The following is an 18,388-nucleotide window of genomic DNA, read 5'->3' on the forward strand; positions in this document are numbered from 1 at the left end:
GAATCGACCGCCATGGAGGTCTTACTCGTCGCCGACGACCTCACCGGGGCCGTAGACGCCGGTCACGGCTTCGCCCGGCGGGGCCACCGGACCGTCGTCGCCGTCTCCGAGCGCGACATCGCTCCCGACGCCGACGATCCCGCCGTCCTCGCCGTGAACACCGATAGCCGCTACGCGGAGGACGACGACGCCCGGGAGGCCGTCGCCCGCGCCCTCGGCGGCCGGGAGGCCCGGGTCGTCTACAAGAAGGTGGATTCGACGCTCCGGGGCAACGTCGCGAGCGAGGTAGAAGCCGCCATCGAGGCGTCGGACGCCGATCTCGCGGTCGTCGCGCCCGCCTTTCCGGCCGCCGGCCGGACGACCCGCGAGGGGATTCACCGGGTCGAGGGCCGCCGGCTCTCGGAAACCGGGTACGCGGACGACGCGAACCCGCCCGGAAGCGACCGGCTCCCCGCGCTCTTCGAGCAGGCCCGGTACCCGGTCGAGCACGTCCCCCTCGAGACGGTCGCGGAAGGCGTCGGCGCGATCCACGAGGTTCTCGAGTCTTCCGGCGAGGGGCCCCGGATCGCCACCTTCGACGCCGCGGACGACGGCCACCTCGCGACGATCGCACGGGCGGGTGGGGAACTCGGCGAGCGGGTCCTCTACGTCGGCAGCGGCGGGTTGGCGGCTCATATCGCGGTTCCAGAACGGGGAGTCGGCGTCACGGGGGGCGCGGTCGGATCGCCGGACGGATCGGGCGTCCTCGCGGTCGTCGGCAGCGTCGCCGACGCCACGCTCGCGGGGATCGAGCGGGTTCCCGACTCGACGGTGATCGAACTCGACGGGGAGGAACTGGTCGCCGAACCCGAGCGGGTGGGCCGCGCGGCGGGCGAGCGCGCGGCCGCCCGCCTCGCCCGCGGCGAGCACGCGCTCGTCACCGCCGCGCGGTCGCGCGCCGACGTCGCCGCGACCCGCGGTGCGGGAGCGAGGGCAGGCCACGACGAGAACGAGGTCGCGGCGCGGGTCCGGCGCGCGCTCGCGGCCGCGGCGGGCGTCGCGCTCGCGGAAGGCCGACCCTCCGGCCTCTTTCTCACCGGGGGCGACGTCGCACTCGCCGTCTGCGAGGAGGTCGGGATCGACGCGATCCGGCTCTCGGGCGAGGCGGTCGCCGAGGGCGTTCCGTGCGGGCGGGTCGCGGGCGGACCGCTCTCGGGGACGCCACTGGTGACGAAGGCGGGCGGGTTCGGCGGGGAATCGACAATCGTTACGGTCCTGGGACGTCTCGATGGGGGCAGTTGACATGGATCGCTACACCGTCGCCCTGACGATGGGCGACCCGGCCGGAGTCGGCAGCGAGGTGATCGTAACGGCCTGGCCCGAACTCTTCGAGGACGGCCGAACGATGCCCCTGGTCGTCGGGGACGCGGGCGTCCTCCGGGCAGCAGTCGAGAACTGCGGGGTCTCCCCCGAGATCGTTCCGGTCGATCGTCCCGCAGAGGCGGCCGACGTCGGAGGACCCGACACGGTCCCCGTCATCGACCTCGCGAACGTCGACGGGCTCGAGTACGGCGTCGTCCGCGAGGCCTACGGCCGGGCGAGTCTGGACTACGTCGAGCGTGCGATCGACCTCGCGCTCGCGGGCGAGATCGACGCGATGACGACCGCGCCGATCAACAAACAGGCCACGCGGCTCGCGGGCAGCGACCACGCCGGCCACACCGGGATGCTCGCCGACCGAACCGACACCGACTCCTACGCGATGCTGCTGATCGAGGGCGATCTTCGGGTGAGCCACGTCACCACCCACGTCCCGCTCGCGGAGGCCTGCGAGCTGGTCACTCGAGAGTCGGTTCTCGAGACGATTCGGGTCACCGACGAGGCCCTTCGGGAACTGGGGATCGCCGAACCCGGGATCGCGGTCGCGGGGCTGAACCCTCACGCGAGCGACGGCGGCCTCCTGGGGGAGACCGAACGCGAGGAGATCGAGCCCGCGATTTCGGCCGCCAGCGAGGAGGGGATCGCGGTCGCGGGCCCCGAATCGCCCGATACCGTCTACCCCGCGGCCGCGGGCGGCGCCGCAGACTGTGTCGTCTCGATGTACCACGATCAGGGCCACATCCCGATCAAGATGCTCGGGTTCGCCGAGGGCGGGCAGGTGTCGGGCGTGAACGTCACGATCGGGCTCCCGATCGTGCGAACCAGCGTCGATCACGGCACCGCCTTCGACATCGCCGGCGAGGGGGTGGCTTCCGACCGGAGCCTCCGCCAGGCCGTCTCGGTCGCGACGGAGATGGCCGCGAGCCGCACGGACGATGCGAAAAGCACCGACGGAGCCGAGAGAGGTGGACCGGAGTGACCGAGATCCCCTTTTCGGTCCCCGACGCCGAGGAACTGCGGGCGGCGACCGACGCCACGATCGGGGACCTGCCCCGGGTCGCGCCCGCCACCCGCCACCGCGATCACGACGAGCTCCCGGACGTCGAGCGGGCGGCCCACGAGGCCGTCGGCGATATCGACGGGTTGGGGGAGCTTCCGCCCGGCTCCGAGGTGGGGATCACCGCCGGGAGCCGCGGGATCGACGACATGCCGACGATCCTCGAGACCGCCGTCTCCGAACTCCGGGAGCGAGACCTGAAACCCGTGATCCTCGCGGCGATGGGGAGCCACGGCGGCGCCACCGCGGAGGGTCAGCGCGAAACCCTCGCCGCCCTGGGGATCACTCCCGAGACCATCGGCTGTGTGATCCGCTCGTCGATGGCCGTCGATCGCGTCGGCGAGGATGGGTTGGGACGACCGGTGTACGCCGCCCGGGACGCCCGGGAAGTCGATGGCGTCGTCCTCGCCAACAGGGTAAAGCCCCACACCGACTTTTCGGGACCGGTCGAGAGCGGGCTCTGCAAGATGGCCGTCATCGGCCTCGGCAAGCATCGTGGCGCCGAGTCGCTGCACAACGCGGGCCTCGCCGCCGACTTCTCGTCGGTGATCCAGGAACGCGCGGGGATCCTGCTGGAGGAGCTCCCGATCATCGGCGGGATTGCCCTCGTCGAGAACGCCCGCCACCGGGCCGCCCACGTCGAGGGGATCGACGCCGGCCGAATCCTCGAGCGAGAACCCGAACTCCTCGAGACGGCCAGAGAAACGCTCGCGACCCTTCCCGTCACCGACCTCGACCTCCTGGTCGTAGACGAGATCGGCAAGGAGATCTCGGGGACGGGAATGGACACGAACGTGCTCGGTCGGACCTACTTCCACGGCGAGGACGAACCCGACGAGCCATCGATCGCGCGGGTGTACGCCCGATCCGTGACGCCGGCCTCCCATGGCAACGCCCTCGGGATGGGCCTGGCGGACTTCGTGCATCGAGACGTCGTCGCCGACCTCGCGGTCGAGGACATGTACGTCAACGTCGTCACCAGCGGCGAGCCCCGCCGGGCGAAGCTGCCGTTCGTCGTCCCCGACGACGCGACCGCGCTCCTGGTTGCCCCCTCGACGACCGGCGTCGCCGACCCCGGCGAACTCCGGTTCGCGCGGATCCGAAACACCCTGGAACCCGACGACCTCGTCGTTTCGGAGCCGGTCGCCCGCGAGCTCGAGGACAGGCCCGACGTCACCGTAGGGAAACTCCGCCCGATCGAGTTCTCGGAGGGCCGACTGGAGACGGCGCCGTACGACTGATAGGGTCGGTTACAACGATGTACCGTTCGGTCGCAGTACCGTGTTGTGATCGACGGTGCAATGACTTGTAACCGACCCTATGACGTCCCGATCCGCTCGCTCGGCTCTCGGTATGCCGGCAGTAGCCCTTTGGCCGCGTCGTCCGAACTCCGCCCATGACCCTGACCGTCACCGTCGCGGACGTCCACCGGATGACCCCGGACGTCACACAGTTCCGGCTCGTCGCCGAAGACCACACCTTCGAGTACGAGCCCGGCCAGCATACCGCGATCCATTTCGAGGACGATGGCGAGGAGGTCGAACGTCCCTACACGGCGGCCACCCTTCCGGGAACGAACCAGCTCGTCCTGGCGATCAAACGCTACGACGACGGCACCGCCTCGGTCTACATGCACGACCGCGAACCCGGCGACGAGATCGAGATCGAGGAGGTCTCGGGCAACCTCCACGTCCGCGACCTGGATCGGGACGCGGCCTTCCTCGCGACCGGCACCGGAATCACCCCGATCTACCCGATGCTCAGACAGTACGCCAGAGAGGGTGGCGGGACGGCCCGGCTGGTCTTCGGCGAGCGCGATCAGGAACACCTGATCTTCCGGGAGAGCCTGGATCAGATTCGGGCCGAGCACCCGAACCTCTCGGTCGAGTACGTCCTCTCCGACCGCGAGGACGACCGGGCCTGGAACGGTCGGACAGGCCACGTTCAGGAGCACCTCCCGGAGGCCATCGAGGGCCTGGACGATCCCGCCTGCTACGTCTGTGGCGTCCCCGAGATGGTCGTCGAGACCGAAGAGCTCCTCGACGACGAGGGGATCGACGACGACGCGATCTACACCGAGGGCTGGGAGCGAGACGCCGCCGAGGACTGATCCTCACTCGTCGTCGAACACCGGCGACCCCGCCTCGAGTTCCGCGAGGCCCTCCCGGATCTGCCTCGCCTCGTCGGGAAAGAGCGCGACCTCGACTGCGTTTCCCTCGCCGTCCTCGAAGGCGAGTTTGACGCGCTTGTCGCCGAACTCCCGCGCTTCGGCGCTCTCGACCCCGAACAGCTTCGCGGTCGCGGCCTTCGTCGCCGGCCCGACGTTCTTGAACGCGCCCTCGTCGATCTCTACCATGAACCGGTCGATGTCGATGGTGAACACGCCGGCCCTTCGGCGGGAGAGGGTAAAAGCTGGGGCAGTCGTCTGAGAATCCGAACCGAGGCCTCGGCTCGTCAGCCATCTCGGGCGCGTTCGACGACTCTCCGGTGGACCGATCTCTCACTCCCGGTGCGGTGTGTCACATTGGTAACAGCTTCTAGTCGTCTTCCGCGCTCCACGTTTCAAGCAGTCGCCGCGTGGACGGATACAGCCGTTCGTCGGCTGGCGGGGTGGCGAACCATGCCGCTCCGTTCAGTTCGCCGGGTTGGATCGCGATCGAGCCGTCCTCGTAGTCGGCGTGAAAGAACACCCGGAGCACGTGGAGGCGCTCGTCGTACTCCTCGCAGGTCGCGATCTCGTGGCGCATGTGGCCGATCCCCGACGGAGAGACGGACATGCCGACCTCCTCGGAGACCTCGCGAACGACGGTTGACTCCATGGTTTCGTCGTCCTCCCGTCCGCCACCGGGGACGCCCCACTTGGACCCGCCTCGCCCGACGATCAGGAGGACCCGCTCCTGCTCGGTCCCGTCGACCGCCATCGACTCCGTGAGCGGCGGGAGTTGATCGGGCGTCCGTCGGACGAGGGCGTACGCGCTACCGATGTACCCGTCGCGGGACATCTCGAGCCACTCCGCGAACTCGCCGTCGCTCGGCGTGTCGTGGCGCTCGTACACCGGCGCATCGCCGAAACGGTCCAACAGCCGATCGCGCCGGCGTTCGACCTCGTCGCGGTTGATATCCCGATAACCCATATCACCTACCTCCGGCCAGGCCGACAAAACGCTTCGGAGACCCATCGCGTCGGCGCCAGCTACCGGACGACTCCCTACGCGAGCGGGACGGATCGGCGGCTGGTCGGCCGACGTTCGATCGAAAGCGGGGTAACGGTCGGATCCGGAGGCGTACTCGACTGCGCTTTCGTATCGTCGTCTCGTCCTGCCGGGTTACGCTTTAGTAGCCCACGACTGTACCACCGCCCGCTATGGAACTCACCTGGCACGGCCACTCGACGGTCGCGGTCTCGGTCGGCGACACCCGCTTGCTGATCGACCCCTTTTTCGACAACCCGCAGACGGACGTAGAGCCAGCCGAGGTTGAGGAGCCCGACTACGTCCTCCTCACACACGGCCACGCCGACCACGTCGGAAGCGCGGGGGCGTTTGCCGACGCGACGCTCGTCGCGGTGCCCGAACTCGCCGCCTACGCCCAGGAGGAGTACGGCTTCGAGGAGGTCGTCGGCGGGATGGGGATGAACCTCGGGGGCACCGTCGAGTGTGGCGACGCCTACGTCACGATGCATCGTGCGGACCACACGAACGGCATCGAGACCGACTACGAGTATTCGGCGGGCCCGCCCGCCGGCTTCGTGATTAGCGACACGAAGCCCACCCAGGTTTCGGACGACGAATCGACGACGTTCTACCACGCCGGCGACACCGGGCTGATGACCGAGATGCGCGAGGTGATCGGTCCCTACCTCGAGCCCGACGCCGCCGCCATCCCGATCGGCGACCACTTCACGATGGGGCCGATGCAGGCCGCGATCGCGGTGGACTGGCTCGACGTTGATCACGTCCTTCCGATCCACTACGACACGTTCCCGCCCATCGAACAGGACCCCGCCGATTTCGAACGGGAGGTCGAGGCCGCCGGCAGCGACGCCGAGGTCCACGCGCTTTCGGGCGACGAAGGTCTCGAGATCTAGAAGGGCAGCGCCGCCACTAGTCGCGCGACCAGGCCCTCCTCGTCCCCCTCGTTGCCCCCATCCGAGAGCTCCCAGTCAGCCTTTTCGGCCGCTTCGGTGACGCGAACGAACTCCCAGCCGGTGTGGCCGGCGACCCGTTGGTGTTCGTCGGACGTGCCCACGAGGACGTACCGGGGGGTGTCGGCGGCCGCACGGACGTCCTGGGCGGCGAGCCAGATATCCCGGTCGCCGAGGTCGAAGTCCTGGCGGAGGTCGTGGGTTTCGACGACGGCGGCGACCTCCTCAGTGTGATTCCCCAGCACGCCGACGTAGTGGGTCCATGTTGCCGCGTCCTCGAACGCTGCCCGTGGGTCTTCGAGCCGGGAGACGGCCGAAGGGGTGACCGCGAGGGTCACGTCGCCCGGTCCCGGGTCGGCCGAGCCGTCGATGCTCATCGCCCCGTTCTTGGGGACCCTCCCGGATAACCGCTGTCCCACAGCGGAAACGTTTACCCGCCGGGCGTCGACGGTGGGGACGCAATGACGAAGGAAGTGACCACCGTCTCCGAGGAGGGGTTCAGCGCGACGAACGAGATCCGCGACTTCGACGTCGAGATCGACGCCGAGGGCGAGTCGGCTCCCGACACCCTCGAAAGCCTGCTCGCCGCCTACGGCTCGTGTTACGTTCCCGCGCTCAGAGTCGGCGGCCAGCAACGCGGCGTCGACGACCTCGGGCGCGTCGAGATCGACGTTTCGGGCGATCTCAACGACGACGACAAGCTCGAGTCGGTCGCCTTCGACATCCGGGTCGAGAGCGACGTCGACGACGAGACCGGCGAGGAAGTGATCGAACGCGCGTTCGAGCTCTGCAAGGTCCACGACGCCCTCAAAGAGAGCCTCCACGCCGACGCCTCCATCGAGGGCGGCGCCTTCTAAACGCGGGGTTTCGTTCGGCCGTTTCGATGACCGGTTTCGCCGTCGAACGCGTGGACCGAGCCACCGGCGGGCGCTCGAGGGAAATCCTGATACCGCCGCTCCTCCAAGCGACCGTATGTCAGAGAGTGACTGGACCGACCGGATCGTCGGCGAGCGGATGACCGTCGACCGGGAGTTCACCTCGCGGATCGCCGGCTCGCGGTTTTCGAACCAGGAGTGGAGCCTGATCATGACCGCGACGGAGTTCGAGATCGAGAACGCCGACGACCCCGAGGCCGCCCGGATCGTCGCCAACACCGAGAAGGTCGAGCAGATCCTTCCGGAACTCGAGAACGTCCGCTCGCAGGTCGGCGCGATGGGTGGGGCCACAGGTCCTGAGGGCGGGGACGACCGGGGGTCGGGCGGCGGGATCGTTGACTCGCTCAAGGGTGCCCTCGGGATGGGCGGCGGAGGTGGCGGTTCGGACGCAGAACGGGAGGCCGCCGAGGAACTCACTCGAGAGTACGCCGAGGCGCTGCAGTCCGAACTCGAGTCGAAGGGGCGTTGGGAGTCGGTGCGGACGGCCGCCACCGAGTAGCCGCCCGCGGTCGCCGGCTACTCGCTGCCGGCGTGAAACAGCGTGAACTCGCCCGCCTCGTAGATATTTATCAATTCGTTTATTAGCTCGTCGTATGACTCGTCGTCGACCCGAAGGGCGTCGAGCCGTTCGACCGTCTCCTCTGCGAGTTCGATCTCGGTCGTGGGCATGGGGGGAACCGTAGGTCACGAACCGGAATAAACCCCAACCGTCGCGCGACCCGAGGAGGTTTATGTCGGCCCGTCCAGGTGGCGGTATGGCAAGCGAAGACGTCGAGACGATTGCGGTCAGCATCGAAACCGACGAGGGCAGCGACGAGATCGCCGTCCCCGCGACGCTCGTCGACCTGCTCGCCGAGGAGGGCCAGGGGTCCGCGGAGGCCGTCGCCGACGTCACCCTGCTTTCCTTTGCGAGCCGCGCCCATCATCTCGCCCACCACGGGGAGGCAGACGACCCCGACCTCGAGGCCGCCGAGGGCGAGATCATGGACCGATTCGAGGACCGGTTCGGCGTCACGTTCGGCGAGGCGACGGGCCACCAGCACTGATCGCCAGCCGGCGGTGAGGGGCAGGCGATTACCGGGGTAACGCAAATACCGGCCCACCCCATAACGGGGGCGTGAACGAGACGGAGAGCCGCGGTGGAACCGATCGACGGGCGATCGGGCGGCGACGGCTGCTCGGCTCCGGGCTCGCTCTCGCGGCGGGCGCCACGTTCGTCGAGGGGATCGACGACTACGTCGACGACGAGTTCGGGACGATCACCTACGCGTTCGCCCGCCCAGACGGCGCACCCGAGCGGGGGGCGCTGGAACCGCGGACGAGGGAGGTCTCTCCCCGCTGGCACGCGAGCGTGGAGCTTGCGCTTTCGGCCCGGGACCGGATCGTCGAGGCCGCCCTCGACCCGATCATCGACGCAGCGGTCGTCCCGGGGGAGTACGGCGAGGCGACGGCGTCGCTCGACGTCACCGCGACCGAGGCCGTCGGCGAGGCCCTAGAGGAGCTGGTGGCGCCGGTCGCCGCCGGGAGCGGGGCGGACCTCGCCGTAGACGTTTCGGTGATCGACGAGCTCTCGCCGCGGGTCGAACTCGCCGACGGCGGCGGGACGCCTGCGGGCTACCAGCTCCGGGAGCTCTCTCCCGAGGGCATCCCCGGCGGCGTTCTCTGTGTGACGGAGGTGGGCTCGGGAACGCTCTCTCCGGCGGTGATCGACGCCGACAGCGGCGAGCGCTTCTTCGCGACGTCAAACCACGTCTACGGCTCCGGGGGCGCCCGCGAGCACAGCCACCACGGAGCGGAGTTCGGCGTCCTCCACGGCGACCAGGTGTACCGCATCGGCAGCGTCGGCGAGGGGTATCCCGGGGCGGATCTCGTCCGGGTCGAACCCGAGGGGTGGTACCGTCCGGCCTCCCGGATCGAGCGGGCCGACCCCGCCCAGGTGATCGGCCAGTACACGCGGGTCGGACTCGCCGACCTCGCGGCGAGAGGCGAGCCCCTCACGAAGGTCGGCGCGCTGTCGGGGCGGTCGTCGGGACCGATCCACGGCGTCGGCGCGGTCACCTGTTACGCCGGCGAGGTCTGCAAGCGCGGCCAGTTGAAGTGGGGCGGCGCGGAGGACCTCGCCGACGGCGACAGCGGCTCGGTCAGCTTCCACGAGGACCCCGAGAACCCGGATGCCCTGCTGGTCGCCGGGATCAACAACGCCCGGACCTGGTGGCCCGGCGGCGACTTTACCTGGGGGACCGCGGCCCACCACCTCCGCTCGGAGTACGGACTCCACTTCTAGAGGCGTTCGGAGGTCGTCCCGCTCGCGTTCGGAACCGTCCTCCGCCGCCAGGGCGTAAACCGAAGATTGATTTCAGTTTACGAGAGAGGGCGGGTATGGAAACCGAAACGGAAGGGGTCGATCTCGTCGAGGGGCGGGTCGTCAGGCAGTTCGCGCGCGCGGCGCTGCTGGCGGCACTGATGGGCGCGACGGCGATCGTCGCGATCCCGATCGCCGGGATCCCGGGGACGCTCCAGCCGCTGATCGTCTTTCTCGCCGGGATCTATCTGGGACCGTACTGGGGAGCCACGTCGATGGGGCTCTATCTGGCGGCGGGGATCGCCGGCGCACCCGTCTTTGCGGGCTGGGCCGCCGGCCCAGGCGTCGTCGTCGGCCCGACCGGCGGTTTTCTCGTCACGTTCCCGGTCGCCGCGTTCCTGATCGGGTACGCGATCCACCGGGGGGGCGACCTGCGGGACCCGGCGGAACTCTCCCCGCTTTACCTGGGAGGCGTGTTGCTCGTCGCCACTGCCGTGCTCTATGCGGTCGGGGTATCGTGGTACGCCTGGGTCGTCGGGATCGAACTGGGCGAGGCCGCCCTCGCGGTCGCGGCCCCGCTGATCCCGGGTGATCTCGTCAAGATCGTCGTCGCGGTCGCGATCGCTCGATCCGGCCGGATCGACACCGTCTGAGATGATCGAGTTCCGGAACGTCACTCACCGGTTCGGCGACGTGACCGCCATAGCGGGACTCTCGCTCACCCTGGGCGACGGCGAGTTCGTCGTGCTTGCGGGGGCGAACGGGAGCGGGAAGACCACTCTTCTGGGCCACTGCAACGGCCTCCTGGTTCCCGACGAGGGACGGGTGCTCGTCGACGGCCACGACGTCGCCGACGAGCCCGTGGCCGTCCGCCGGCGCGTCGGGATGGTCTTTCAGCATCCCCGCGACCAGTTCGTCGCCGCGACCGTCGGCGAGGACGTCGCCTTCGGCCCCGCGAACCTCGGCCACCCCCGCGAGGAGATAGATCGGCGAGTCGAGCGCGCGCTCGCCGCGGTCGGGATGGGGAGTCGAACCGAGGAGGCGATCGAGGCCCTGTCGGGGGGCGAACAGTCGAGAGTCGCCATCGCGGGCGCGCTCGCGATGGAGCCGACCCACCTCGTCCTTGACGAACCGTTCGCCGGCCTCGACGAGCCCGCACGACGGTCGGTGCTCGCCCGTCTCGAGGAGCTCTCGGCTTCGGGAACCGCGATCCTCGTCGCGACCCACGACCTCCGGGACGTCCTCAAGCTCGCCGATCGCGTCGTCGGGATGTCCGAGGGAGCGGTCGTCCTCGACCGTGCGCCGGCCGACGGGCTCGGGGATCTCGACGGGATCGGCGTCCGGGTTCCCGGATGCTGAGCTACGCGCCCGGCGACTCGATCGCCCACCGGCTCGATCCCCGCTCGAAGCTCGCGGTCCAGGCGGGTTTCGCGGCGGCCGCCCTCGCCTACACGACCCCGGTCGCCCTGGCCGCCCTCACGGCCCTCGCTGCTGGGATCGCCGCCGCGTCGGAGTTCCCCCTCCGGCGGACGGCCCGCTCGCTTCGCTACCCCGCTCTCCTGCTCGCCGCGGGGCCGCTGGTCGCCGCGCTCACCCTCGGACCGCCCTGGTTCGAACCGTCTGCGGCCGTCGAGCCGGCGCTGGGGAGCTACCGGGTCCTGCTCGTGCTCGTCGTGAGCGCGGCCTACGTCCGGACGACCCCGGTCTCGGAGTCGCGGGCCGCGATCCAGCGGACGATCCCCGGCAAAGCCGGCCAGCTCCTGGGCGTGGGGATCGCGCTCGTCTTTCGATTCCTGCCGGTGATTCGGGGGGACCTCCGGCGGATCCAGCGGGCCTCGGCCGCCCGGCTGGGCACCGAACGCGGGGCCGTCGAGCGGGCGACGACGGTCGGGGTCCTCGGGCTCGAGCGGACCTTCCGCCGGGCCGACCGACTCTCGCTCGCCCTCCAGGCGCGGTGTTTCTCCTGGGGGCCGACGCTTCCGGCGCTCTCGCTTTCGCGGCGGGATCTGCCAGCACTGGCGCTCGCCGCGGGTCTGGCCCTCTCGGCGCTTCTACGCGGCGCCCGAGCCGTAGGTCTCCTCTAGATACTCGACGATGTCGCTGCTCTCGGGCATCCCCTCGACGCCGTGGGCTTCGTCAGTGAGTACGGGGACGCCGGTCTGGCCGCTTACCTCCTTGACCTGCTCGCGCTCGCCGTGTGCGCGGGGGACCTCGATCGAGTCGTACTCGAGGTCGAGTTCCTCCAACTTGGACCTGACTTTCGCACAGAACGGACAGCCGGGGAGCTCGTAGAACGTGATCTCAGCCATCGGCGGGCGTAGGAGGTCGGGCCGTATGAGCCCACCGGTCGCGCCGACGGGGCGTTCGTCAGCCGGGTCTGACTCGGAGCCCCGCGTTTCTTTGTCCCTGCCGACGACTGCCCCGCCATGACCGACTCCGACCGGACCCGCGCACACGTCTTCGTCTCCGGGACCGTACAGGGCGTCTACTTCCGTGCGACGACCCGCGACGCCGCCCGCGAGGCGGGCGTCTCCGGCTGGGTTCGAAACCTCGCGGACGGCCGCGTCGAGGCCGTCTTCGAGGGTCCCGAGGAGGGTGTCGAGTCGATGGTTGAGTTCTGTCACGAGGGCAGCCCGGCCGCCGACGTCTCCGACGTGGCGGTCGAGTACGGTGACCCCGAGGGGGAGTCAGGGTTCGAGATCCGGCGGTAGTCAGGGAGAATCGAAGGTCGGTTCCCCGTCCGCGTCGTTCCCTCCGTCAGTGGCGTCGTACTCGCCGAGCCACGGCGGTTCCTCGGTGTGGGCCCACGTCGCCCAGTCGGCCTTCTCGCCGGCGTAGTACGCCCGGTAGGCCGAGACGGTGTCGCCCTCGCGACGGTACTCGTCGGGCATCGCCTGGGGCCGGGCCGTCGGCTCCTCGCCCGGAAAATCGATCCCCGCATCGTCGATCCGGGCGATGACCTCCCAGGAGGCGTGATCGCTGTCCTTGTCGTAGCGTTCGACGAACTCCGCGTTCAGCGCCTCGGCGTGGGCGCGAAGCCGGAGCCAGTTCGCCCGCGACTCGCTCGCGCAGCGGGTGACCGGGTGGCCGGTGTGGGTCGGCGCGTAGAGGAAGTCGGCGTCGGCGCCGTTCTCGCGGGCCGCGGTACAGAGCACCTGGGCGGCCTCGAGAAGCAGCTTGTTGACGTGCTCGTCGCAGTGATAGCGCGCGGCGAGCCGGGGATCCTCGTCGAGCCAGAAGACGTTCATGGCCGAAGTAGGTGTCCGGGCCGGTTTGCACTTTCGTCCACAATCTTCAACGCCTCGCCGACCGAACCCCTCGCCATGATCACCGGCGAACGGATGGGTGCCGTAGACGAGAACGCCGCCGCGCTGGGCGTGGCGCGAAAGCAGCTGATGGAATCGAGCGGGAACGCTATCGCGCGTGTCGTCCGCGAGGTCGCCGATCCCGGTTCCAGGATACTGATCGTCGCCGGCCGGGGCAACAACGGCGGCGACGCGTTCGTGGCGGCGCGCTTTCTCGACGATTACGACACCACGACGCTACTTCTGGGCCGCGAGGACGCCATTGGCACCGGCATCGCCCGCGAGAACTGGGTGGTCCTCGGCGAGGCGGGCTACGACCGCCGGGAGGTGACCGACTCCCGGGCCCTGGAACTGCCCGACGCCGACGTGGTCGTCGACGCGATGCTCGGCACCGGGATCTCGGGAGAACTCCGCGAGCCGGCGGCGACGGCGGCGAGGGAGATCAATGCGGCGGACGCGACGGTCGTCTCCGTGGACGTCCCGTCGGGGTTCGACGCCGACGAGGGCGAGAGCGCCGACAACGGCGTCGAGGCCGATCACGTGGTGACATTCCACGACGAGAAACCGGGTCTGGCGGAACTCTCCGCCGAACTCACGGTCGCCGACATCGGCATTCCGGCGGCCGCGGAACGCGTTCTCGGACCCGGTGACCTCGCGCTCGCCCGCCCCGATACCCGCGAGGGCCGGGCGTTCGTGATCGGCGGCGGCCCCTACACCGGCGCACCGGCGCTCGCCGCCCAGGCCGCCCTCCGGTCGGGCGTGGAACTTGCCTTCGTCGCTGCTCCCGATACCGTCGCCGGCGAGATCCAGGGCTACGCCGAGGATCTCATCGTCCAGCCCTACGACGGCGACCGGCTGACCCCCGACCGGGCCGAGGAGCTGGTCGAGACCGCCGAGGGGTACGACGACGTCGTCGTGCTGGGGCCGGGGCTCGGAAACGCCGAGGAGACCCTCGAAGGTGCCCGGGTCTTCCTCGAGTCCTACACGGGCCCGATGGTCGTCGACGCCGACGCGCTGTCGATCGTTCCGGACGTCGAGACCGAGGCGACGCTTCTGTGTACCCCCAACCGGGCGGAACTCGCTGAGATGGGGGGCCCCGAGGTGACGGATCTGCGGGAGGCGACCGACGAGATCGAGGCGTTCGCCGACGACCTCGGCCACACAGTCCTCGCGAAGGGGGTCGACGACGTGGTCTCCGACGGCGAGCGCACTCGGGTCGCCCGGGTCGGGGTTCCCGGAATGGCCGTCGGCGGCACCGGCGATCTGCTCGCGGGGATCTCCGCGGCCCTCCTGGAGCACGCCGAGCCCTTCGAGGCCGGCGCGGCCGCGGCCTACGTCAACGGTCGGGCCGGCGAGGTCGTCGCGAGCGAGCAGGGCGACGAGAGCGGACTCGGGATCTACGCCTCGGACCTGCTCGAGGAGATTCCGCGGGTGATCCGGGGCGAGGCCGGCCGGGTGAGCGGCGATGACTGAGAACGAGGACGCCGAGGACCTGACCCACACCACGAGGGAGGGCGACGTCCAGATGGTCGACGTCGGGGACAAACCCGACAGCGAACGACGGGCCGTCGCCGCCGGCGAGATCTCCCTTCGAGAGTCGACGGTCGGGGCGATCCGGGCCGACGAGGTGGGCAAGGGCGACGTGCTGGCGACCGCCCGGATCGGCGCGATCCAGGCGGTCAAACACACCTGGGAGACGATTCCGATGTGTCATGGGATTCCGATCACGAACGTCGAGGTCGGCTTCGAGCTCCGCGAGAACCGGATCGACTGCGAGGTGGCAGTCGAGACCACTGGCAAGACGGGCTGTGAGATGGAAGCGTTGGAAGGGGTGACGACGGGGCTGAACGTCGTCTGGGACATGGTGAAGGCGATCGAGAAAGAGGACGAGGGCGGGTATCCCGAGACGGAGATCGGCAACGTTCGGGTACTCGACAAGGAAAAGCGGGCGCTCGAGTAGCTCCCGTTCGGGTCTGTCGCCCCGAGGATGGTGTGATCGACGATCGGAATCCCGGTTAAATCGTTTTCGCGACGTTTACGAAGAAAACTATTTCTCGTCGGCGGTCGTCTGTCGGTCCGAGTGATGGTGTCGGAACCGCTACTCGTCCTCGGGGTCGCGGTGATCGGATCGCTCGTACTCGCCGGACTCTGTCTCTGCTATGCGGTCGCGGCGGACGCGAACGCTCGGGGCGCGAAAGGGCGCCTCTGGGGGGTGTTCGTCCTCGTACTCGGTCCGGTCGCCGTTCCCGCGTACCTGAACCACCGGCGGGACCTTCCAGGCCGGGCCGAGACCGCGGATCGCCTCGAGCGGACTGCGGGGTCGGTCGGCATCGGCGTCGGTATCGCGGCTCTGGTCGGTGGCGTCGTCTCGCCGCCGGACCCGTTCACGATCGCCCTCTACACGGCCCCGCTGATCGTCGTCTCCGTTCCTCTCGCGTTCGCGTGCTGCTACGATCCCGGCTGGCGGGCGCTCGTCCCGAATCGTTTCGCGGAGTAATGCGTTTTAGAGGTCCATCCCGCCGTTGACGTCGATCACTTCGCCGGTGACGTAGGATGAGTCCTCGCTCGCGAGAAAGCCCACGACGGCGGCGACGTCCTCGACCTCGGCGAGCCGTTCGAGGGGGATCTCGGCGACGATCCGCTCGAGGACCGTCTCGGGGACGCTCTCCAACATATCGGTCTTCGTAAACCCCGGCGCGACGCAGTTGGCCGTCGAGCTCCCCTGGGCGAGCTCGAGGGCGATCGTTCGAGTGAACCCGAAGAGGCCGCTCTTGGCGGCGGCGTAGTTGGCCTGCCCGAAGTTGCCCTGCTTGCCGACGACGCTCGAGATGTTGATGAGCCGGCCTTCGGGCGCGTTCCAGACGTCGTCGTAGAAGACCTGGGTGCAGTGAAAGGTGCCCCCGAGGTTGACCTCGAGGACGCTCTCCCACTCCTCGGGGCTCATCTCGACGAACTGGGTGTCGGCGGTCATCCCGGCGTTGTTGACGAGCACGTCCGCGGGGCCAAAGGCCTCGTGACACCGCTCGCGCATCGCCTCGACGGCCTCCCGGTCGGTGACGTCGGCCCGGGCCGCGATCGCCCGTCCCCCGTGGTCCTCGATCGTTTCGACGGCCTCGCGGGCGGCTTCCTCGGAGCTCCGGTAGTTGACCACGACGTTCGCGCCCTTCCGGCCGAGGTGTTCGGCGATCCCCCGTCCGATGCCTCGTGCCGATCCGGTGACGACGCAGGTTCGCCCCTCCATGAAAGACCGTAACGAACTCCGACGGTAAATAACGAGGTGGCGTCTCGCGGGACGTGAGCCCCCCGATCGGCGCGGTCAGCGGTCGCCGGCGCGATCGATCCACTTCTGGAGCCCGCTCGGCGAGATTCCGGTCTCGGCGGCGAGGTCGGCGGCGTCCGCGTTCGCGAGATCCTCGACGGTCGTGATACCCGCCTCCGAGAGTCGCCGTGCATAGGCGGATCCGATGCCCGAGATCGCGGTTAGCTCCTTGCCCTCGTCGACGGCTTCGCCGTCCCCGGGATTGGCGTCTTCGTCGCCATCGCCGATTCCGTTCTCGCTGTCCAGATCGTCGGCTCCGGTCTCGTCACCAGCGACGTCCTCGACGAGACCGGCGTCGGCCTCCTCGGGTTCGGGCGCGTCGGGTTCGGCGTCGGTCTCGCTTTTCGAACGCTCCTCGAACCAGTCACAGACCTCGGGCCAGAGTTCGGCGTGGGAACGCGAGGAGACCGACATCCCGATGTGGCCCGTCGCGAACTCCATGACCTCGGTGTCGTCGCTCGGGATCGCCTCGTTGAACGGTTTGGAGGCTCCCGGCGGCACCAGGTGGTCGTACTCGGCGACGATCTGGAGCACCGGCATCTCGATGTTGTCGAGGTCGACGCGCTCGCCGCCCAGAGACAGTTCGCCGTCGATCAACCTGTTCTCCTGGTAGATGTCGGCGATGAACTGCTCGTAGGTCGCGCCCGCGACGTCGATCCCCTCGTCGAGCCAGCGCTCCATGCGCGCGAAGTTCTCGACGAACTCCTCGTCCTCGACGTTGTCGTAGAAGCGGACGTACTTCGTCACGTTGTTCGCGACGGGATCCATCAGCGCGAACCCCACGTCCAGAAACTCCGCGGGGACGTTGTCGAAGGTGTCGGTGACGACCCCGGGCTCGTAGTAGTCCTCGGCGCCCCAGAGCTCGAGGACGCCGCCGTCGCCGGCGAAACAGAGACCGGCGGCCATCAGCCCCAGGTTGCGGACCTTTTCGGGGTAGAGCGCGGCGTACATCGCCGCCATCGTCCCGCCCATGCAGTAGCCCAGCAGATTGATCGCGTCCTGGTCCGAGCGGTCGCAGACGACGTCGGCGCAGTTGTCGATGTAGCGGGTGACGTAGTCCTCCAGGGTGAGCGAGCGGTCGAGTTTGGAGGGCTCGCCCCAGTCGATCATGTAGACGTCGAACCCCGCCTCGAGCAGGCGCCGGACGACCGAGCGGTCGGGCTGGAGGTCCAGAATGTAGGGCTTGTTGATCAGCGCGTAGACGATCAGAATCGGGACGTCGTGTTGCTCCTCGGTTTGGGCCTCGTAGTGGAGCAGCCGGAGCTTGTTCTCCTCGTAGACGACCTCGCTCGGCGTCTGCCCCACTTCGGCGTCGCCGAGAGTCTCGGCGCGGTCGGGCGCGACGCCCGCCTTCTCGGCCATCTCGGCGGCGCCCTCCCAGGCCTGGCGCTGCATGTCGAGACCGACCGTGAACGGGTTCTTCATTCGAGTTCCTCGAGAACTCGATCGAGTTTCTCCTCGACCGCGTGCTGGCGCCGCTCGAGTTCGACGAGGCGGTCGCCGACCTCCGTCACCCCGCTCTCGGTGGCGAAACCGAGCGTCGAGAGCGTGCTCTCGGCGGCCTCCTCGGCGTCCTGTTGGGCTTCCATGAGGTCGCCGACGGTCTCGCCGGTCATCCGGGCGAAGGCGGTCGTCGACATGACCTCCTTGAACGCGTCGTTTGCGGTGTCGAGCCAGATGTCCCGGAACTCCTCCATCTCGACCTCTTCGCCCTCTAACTGGTCGTTCATCCGTTCGACCATCCGCTCGGAGGCGTCCATCCAGGCCTCGTAGGCACGAGCATAGCCCTGGACGCCCTCGCTCATCTCGGCGTCGTCGGTCGTCGCCTCGACGGTTTCGGCCCAGCTCTCGACGAAGCGGGCCTGTGCCTCCATGTTCTCCTCAACGGAGTCCATGAACTGCTCGTTCCACTGTTCGACGAACGCGTTCCAGTTCGCGGGTTCCGTGGGTGTCTCTGTCATGAGTAA

The 18,388-nt window shown here is 69.1% G+C and carries 25 protein-coding genes; 16 read left to right on the forward strand and 9 right to left on the reverse strand.

Features of this window, described 5'->3' with window-relative positions; translation table 11 throughout:
• The first annotated feature begins 12 nt into the window (after window positions 1–12).
• The 4 genes from LCF40_RS12875 to LCF40_RS12890 all read left to right on the forward strand — a co-directional run bounded on the left by LCF40_RS12875 (window position 13) and on the right by LCF40_RS12890 (window position 4,526).
• Window positions 13–1,281, forward strand: coding sequence for a four-carbon acid sugar kinase family protein (locus LCF40_RS12875; protein ID WP_224828745.1), 1,269 nt, complete (start codon window positions 13–15; stop codon window positions 1,279–1,281).
• Window positions 1,268–2,338: a 4-hydroxythreonine-4-phosphate dehydrogenase PdxA gene (gene pdxA, locus LCF40_RS12880; protein WP_224828746.1), complete on the forward strand. Its 1,071-nt coding sequence runs from the start codon at window positions 1,268–1,270 to the stop codon at window positions 2,336–2,338. Before LCF40_RS12875 ends, pdxA begins: the two co-directional genes overlap by 14 nt.
• A 5-nt stretch (window positions 2,339–2,343) precedes the next feature.
• Window positions 2,344–3,657 carry a nickel pincer cofactor-dependent isomerase, group 22 gene (locus LCF40_RS12885; protein ID WP_380684027.1) on the forward strand — a complete coding sequence of 438 codons (1,314 nt, stop codon included), beginning with the start codon at window positions 2,344–2,346 and terminating at the stop codon, window positions 3,655–3,657.
• A gap of 155 nt (window positions 3,658–3,812) precedes the next feature.
• The gene (locus LCF40_RS12890) at window positions 3,813–4,526 is read left to right on the forward strand and encodes a ferredoxin--NADP reductase (RefSeq protein WP_224828748.1); all 714 of its coding nucleotides are present in this window, start codon (window positions 3,813–3,815) and stop codon (window positions 4,524–4,526) included.
• Window positions 4,527–4,529: 3 nt separating this feature from the next.
• On the opposite strand, the gene LCF40_RS12895 is transcribed toward LCF40_RS12890, so the two are convergent.
• A complete protein-coding gene (locus LCF40_RS12895; RefSeq protein ID WP_224828749.1) occupies window positions 4,530–4,799 on the reverse strand; it encodes a hypothetical protein in 270 nt (89 codons plus the stop codon).
• Window positions 4,800–4,953: 154 nt separating this feature from the next.
• Window positions 4,954–5,550, reverse strand: a complete 597-nt coding sequence (locus tag LCF40_RS12900) for an NUDIX hydrolase (RefSeq protein ID WP_224828750.1) — start codon at window positions 5,548–5,550, stop codon at window positions 4,954–4,956.
• Between the two features lie 230 nt (window positions 5,551–5,780).
• Here LCF40_RS12900 and LCF40_RS12905 point away from each other — a divergent pair, with 230 nt between their 5' ends.
• The gene (locus LCF40_RS12905) at window positions 5,781–6,503 is read left to right on the forward strand and encodes a metal-dependent hydrolase (protein WP_114577601.1); all 723 of its coding nucleotides are present in this window, start codon (window positions 5,781–5,783) and stop codon (window positions 6,501–6,503) included.
• On the opposite strand, the gene LCF40_RS12910 is transcribed toward LCF40_RS12905, so the two are convergent.
• On the reverse strand, window positions 6,500–6,937 hold the full coding sequence (locus tag LCF40_RS12910; protein WP_114577602.1) for a DUF7124 domain-containing protein: 438 nt from the start codon (window positions 6,935–6,937) through the stop codon (window positions 6,500–6,502). The genes LCF40_RS12905 and LCF40_RS12910 overlap by 4 nt on opposite strands.
• Before the next feature lie 84 nt (window positions 6,938–7,021).
• On the opposite strand from LCF40_RS12910, the gene LCF40_RS12915 reads away from it, so the two are divergent.
• Entirely contained in the window at window positions 7,022–7,417 is a 396-nt protein-coding gene (locus LCF40_RS12915) for an OsmC family protein (protein WP_114577603.1), read from the forward strand.
• Window positions 7,418–7,532: 115 nt separating this feature from the next.
• Window positions 7,533–7,994, forward strand: a complete 462-nt coding sequence (locus LCF40_RS12920) for a DUF5799 family protein (RefSeq protein WP_114577604.1) — start codon at window positions 7,533–7,535, stop codon at window positions 7,992–7,994.
• Between the two features lie 17 nt (window positions 7,995–8,011).
• Here LCF40_RS12920 and LCF40_RS12925 read toward each other — a convergent pair whose 3' ends face one another.
• Entirely contained in the window at window positions 8,012–8,164 is a 153-nt protein-coding gene (locus LCF40_RS12925; RefSeq protein ID WP_198667915.1) for a DUF7557 family protein, read from the reverse strand.
• Window positions 8,165–8,250: 86 nt separating this feature from the next.
• Here LCF40_RS12925 and LCF40_RS12930 point away from each other — a divergent pair, with 86 nt between their 5' ends.
• From LCF40_RS12930 to LCF40_RS12950, 5 genes are all read left to right on the forward strand, one after another.
• On the forward strand, window positions 8,251–8,541 hold the full coding sequence (locus tag LCF40_RS12930; RefSeq protein WP_114577605.1) for a DUF7545 family protein: 291 nt from the start codon (window positions 8,251–8,253) through the stop codon (window positions 8,539–8,541).
• A gap of 71 nt (window positions 8,542–8,612) precedes the next feature.
• Window positions 8,613–9,779, forward strand: coding sequence for a hypothetical protein (locus LCF40_RS12935; protein WP_114577606.1), 1,167 nt, complete (start codon window positions 8,613–8,615; stop codon window positions 9,777–9,779).
• A 95-nt stretch (window positions 9,780–9,874) separates the two neighbouring features.
• Complete coding sequence (locus tag LCF40_RS12940; protein ID WP_114577607.1) at window positions 9,875–10,450, forward strand: biotin transporter BioY; 576 nt, start codon at window positions 9,875–9,877, stop codon at window positions 10,448–10,450.
• A 1-nt stretch (window position 10,451) separates the two neighbouring features.
• A complete protein-coding gene (locus tag LCF40_RS12945) occupies window positions 10,452–11,156 on the forward strand; it encodes an energy-coupling factor ABC transporter ATP-binding protein (RefSeq protein ID WP_224828751.1) in 705 nt (234 codons plus the stop codon).
• Complete coding sequence (locus tag LCF40_RS12950) at window positions 11,150–11,881, forward strand: energy-coupling factor transporter transmembrane component T family protein (protein WP_224828752.1); 732 nt, start codon at window positions 11,150–11,152, stop codon at window positions 11,879–11,881. Before LCF40_RS12945 ends, LCF40_RS12950 begins: the two co-directional genes overlap by 7 nt.
• Here the strand turns inward: LCF40_RS12950 and LCF40_RS12955 are convergent.
• On the reverse strand, window positions 11,849–12,106 hold the full coding sequence (locus LCF40_RS12955; protein ID WP_224828753.1) for a glutathione S-transferase N-terminal domain-containing protein: 258 nt from the start codon (window positions 12,104–12,106) through the stop codon (window positions 11,849–11,851). The two genes, LCF40_RS12950 and LCF40_RS12955, sit on opposite strands and share 33 nt — an antisense overlap.
• A gap of 117 nt (window positions 12,107–12,223) precedes the next feature.
• On the opposite strand from LCF40_RS12955, the gene LCF40_RS12960 reads away from it, so the two are divergent.
• The gene (locus tag LCF40_RS12960; RefSeq protein ID WP_224828754.1) at window positions 12,224–12,508 is read left to right on the forward strand and encodes an acylphosphatase; all 285 of its coding nucleotides are present in this window, start codon (window positions 12,224–12,226) and stop codon (window positions 12,506–12,508) included.
• On the opposite strand, the gene LCF40_RS12965 is transcribed toward LCF40_RS12960, so the two are convergent.
• Window positions 12,509–13,045 (reverse strand): hypothetical protein, encoded by a 537-nt coding sequence (locus LCF40_RS12965; RefSeq protein WP_224828755.1) that lies wholly within the window; start codon window positions 13,043–13,045, stop codon window positions 12,509–12,511. It lies immediately after the preceding gene.
• 75 nt (window positions 13,046–13,120) lie between these two features.
• On the opposite strand from LCF40_RS12965, the gene LCF40_RS12970 reads away from it, so the two are divergent.
• From LCF40_RS12970 to LCF40_RS12980, 3 genes are all read left to right on the forward strand, one after another.
• Window positions 13,121–14,575 carry an NAD(P)H-hydrate dehydratase gene (locus LCF40_RS12970; protein WP_224828756.1) on the forward strand — a complete coding sequence of 485 codons (1,455 nt, stop codon included), beginning with the start codon at window positions 13,121–13,123 and terminating at the stop codon, window positions 14,573–14,575.
• Complete coding sequence (moaC, locus tag LCF40_RS12975; protein ID WP_224828757.1) at window positions 14,568–15,062, forward strand: cyclic pyranopterin monophosphate synthase MoaC; 495 nt, start codon at window positions 14,568–14,570, stop codon at window positions 15,060–15,062. The genes LCF40_RS12970 and moaC overlap by 8 nt, the downstream gene beginning before the upstream one ends.
• A 123-nt stretch (window positions 15,063–15,185) precedes the next feature.
• Entirely contained in the window at window positions 15,186–15,599 is a 414-nt protein-coding gene (locus LCF40_RS12980; RefSeq protein WP_224828758.1) for a hypothetical protein, read from the forward strand.
• Between the two features lie 6 nt (window positions 15,600–15,605).
• Here the strand turns inward: LCF40_RS12980 and LCF40_RS12985 are convergent, their stop codons facing one another.
• From LCF40_RS12985 to LCF40_RS12995, 3 genes are all read right to left on the reverse strand, one after another.
• Window positions 15,606–16,343: a beta-ketoacyl-ACP reductase gene (locus LCF40_RS12985; RefSeq protein ID WP_224828759.1), complete on the reverse strand. Its 738-nt coding sequence runs from the start codon at window positions 16,341–16,343 to the stop codon at window positions 15,606–15,608.
• 75 nt (window positions 16,344–16,418) lie between these two features.
• Window positions 16,419–17,846: a class III poly(R)-hydroxyalkanoic acid synthase subunit PhaC gene (gene phaC, locus LCF40_RS12990; protein ID WP_224828760.1), complete on the reverse strand. Its 1,428-nt coding sequence runs from the start codon at window positions 17,844–17,846 to the stop codon at window positions 16,419–16,421.
• Entirely contained in the window at window positions 17,843–18,382 is a 540-nt protein-coding gene (locus tag LCF40_RS12995; protein ID WP_114577618.1) for a poly(R)-hydroxyalkanoic acid synthase subunit PhaE, read from the reverse strand. The genes phaC and LCF40_RS12995 overlap by 4 nt, the downstream gene beginning before the upstream one ends.
• Window positions 18,383–18,388: the final 6 nt, after the last annotated feature.

This window comes from Saliphagus infecundisoli, from assembly GCF_020177375.1.
Lineage (GTDB): Archaea > Halobacteriota > Halobacteria > Halobacteriales > Natrialbaceae > Saliphagus > Saliphagus infecundisoli.

What these genes read in the sequence shown, in the direction of transcription:
- LCF40_RS12970 (WP_224828756.1), top strand. Translation starts at nt 13,121, where the DNA reads ATGATCACCGGCGAACGGATGGGTGCCGTAGACGAGAACGCCGCCGCG.
- phaC (WP_224828760.1), bottom strand. Translation starts at nt 17,846, where the DNA reads ATGAAGAACCCGTTCACGGTCGGTCTCGACATGCAGCGCCAGGCCTGG.
- LCF40_RS12995 (WP_114577618.1), bottom strand. Translation starts at nt 18,382, where the DNA reads ATGACAGAGACACCCACGGAACCCGCGAACTGGAACGCGTTCGTCGAA.
- LCF40_RS12905 (WP_114577601.1), top strand. Translation starts at nt 5,781, where the DNA reads ATGGAACTCACCTGGCACGGCCACTCGACGGTCGCGGTCTCGGTCGGC.
- LCF40_RS12875 (WP_224828745.1), top strand. Translation starts at nt 13, where the DNA reads ATGGAGGTCTTACTCGTCGCCGACGACCTCACCGGGGCCGTAGACGCC.
- LCF40_RS12980 (WP_224828758.1), top strand. Translation starts at nt 15,186, where the DNA reads ATGGTGTCGGAACCGCTACTCGTCCTCGGGGTCGCGGTGATCGGATCG.
- LCF40_RS12960 (WP_224828754.1), top strand. Translation starts at nt 12,224, where the DNA reads ATGACCGACTCCGACCGGACCCGCGCACACGTCTTCGTCTCCGGGACC.
- LCF40_RS12985 (WP_224828759.1), bottom strand. Translation starts at nt 16,343, where the DNA reads ATGGAGGGGCGAACCTGCGTCGTCACCGGATCGGCACGAGGCATCGGA.
- pdxA (WP_224828746.1), top strand. Translation starts at nt 1,268, where the DNA reads ATGGGGGCAGTTGACATGGATCGCTACACCGTCGCCCTGACGATGGGC.
- moaC (WP_224828757.1), top strand. Translation starts at nt 14,568, where the DNA reads ATGACTGAGAACGAGGACGCCGAGGACCTGACCCACACCACGAGGGAG.
- LCF40_RS12945 (WP_224828751.1), top strand. Translation starts at nt 10,452, where the DNA reads ATGATCGAGTTCCGGAACGTCACTCACCGGTTCGGCGACGTGACCGCC.
- LCF40_RS12955 (WP_224828753.1), bottom strand. Translation starts at nt 12,106, where the DNA reads ATGGCTGAGATCACGTTCTACGAGCTCCCCGGCTGTCCGTTCTGTGCG.
- LCF40_RS12925 (WP_198667915.1), bottom strand. Translation starts at nt 8,164, where the DNA reads ATGCCCACGACCGAGATCGAACTCGCAGAGGAGACGGTCGAACGGCTC.
- LCF40_RS12965 (WP_224828755.1), bottom strand. Translation starts at nt 13,045, where the DNA reads ATGAACGTCTTCTGGCTCGACGAGGATCCCCGGCTCGCCGCGCGCTAT.
- LCF40_RS12915 (WP_114577603.1), top strand. Translation starts at nt 7,022, where the DNA reads ATGACGAAGGAAGTGACCACCGTCTCCGAGGAGGGGTTCAGCGCGACG.
- LCF40_RS12900 (WP_224828750.1), bottom strand. Translation starts at nt 5,550, where the DNA reads ATGGGTTATCGGGATATCAACCGCGACGAGGTCGAACGCCGGCGCGAT.
- LCF40_RS12940 (WP_114577607.1), top strand. Translation starts at nt 9,875, where the DNA reads ATGGAAACCGAAACGGAAGGGGTCGATCTCGTCGAGGGGCGGGTCGTC.
- LCF40_RS12920 (WP_114577604.1), top strand. Translation starts at nt 7,533, where the DNA reads ATGTCAGAGAGTGACTGGACCGACCGGATCGTCGGCGAGCGGATGACC.
- LCF40_RS12910 (WP_114577602.1), bottom strand. Translation starts at nt 6,937, where the DNA reads ATGAGCATCGACGGCTCGGCCGACCCGGGACCGGGCGACGTGACCCTC.
- LCF40_RS12890 (WP_224828748.1), top strand. Translation starts at nt 3,813, where the DNA reads ATGACCCTGACCGTCACCGTCGCGGACGTCCACCGGATGACCCCGGAC.
- LCF40_RS12930 (WP_114577605.1), top strand. Translation starts at nt 8,251, where the DNA reads ATGGCAAGCGAAGACGTCGAGACGATTGCGGTCAGCATCGAAACCGAC.
- LCF40_RS12950 (WP_224828752.1), top strand. Translation starts at nt 11,150, where the DNA reads ATGCTGAGCTACGCGCCCGGCGACTCGATCGCCCACCGGCTCGATCCC.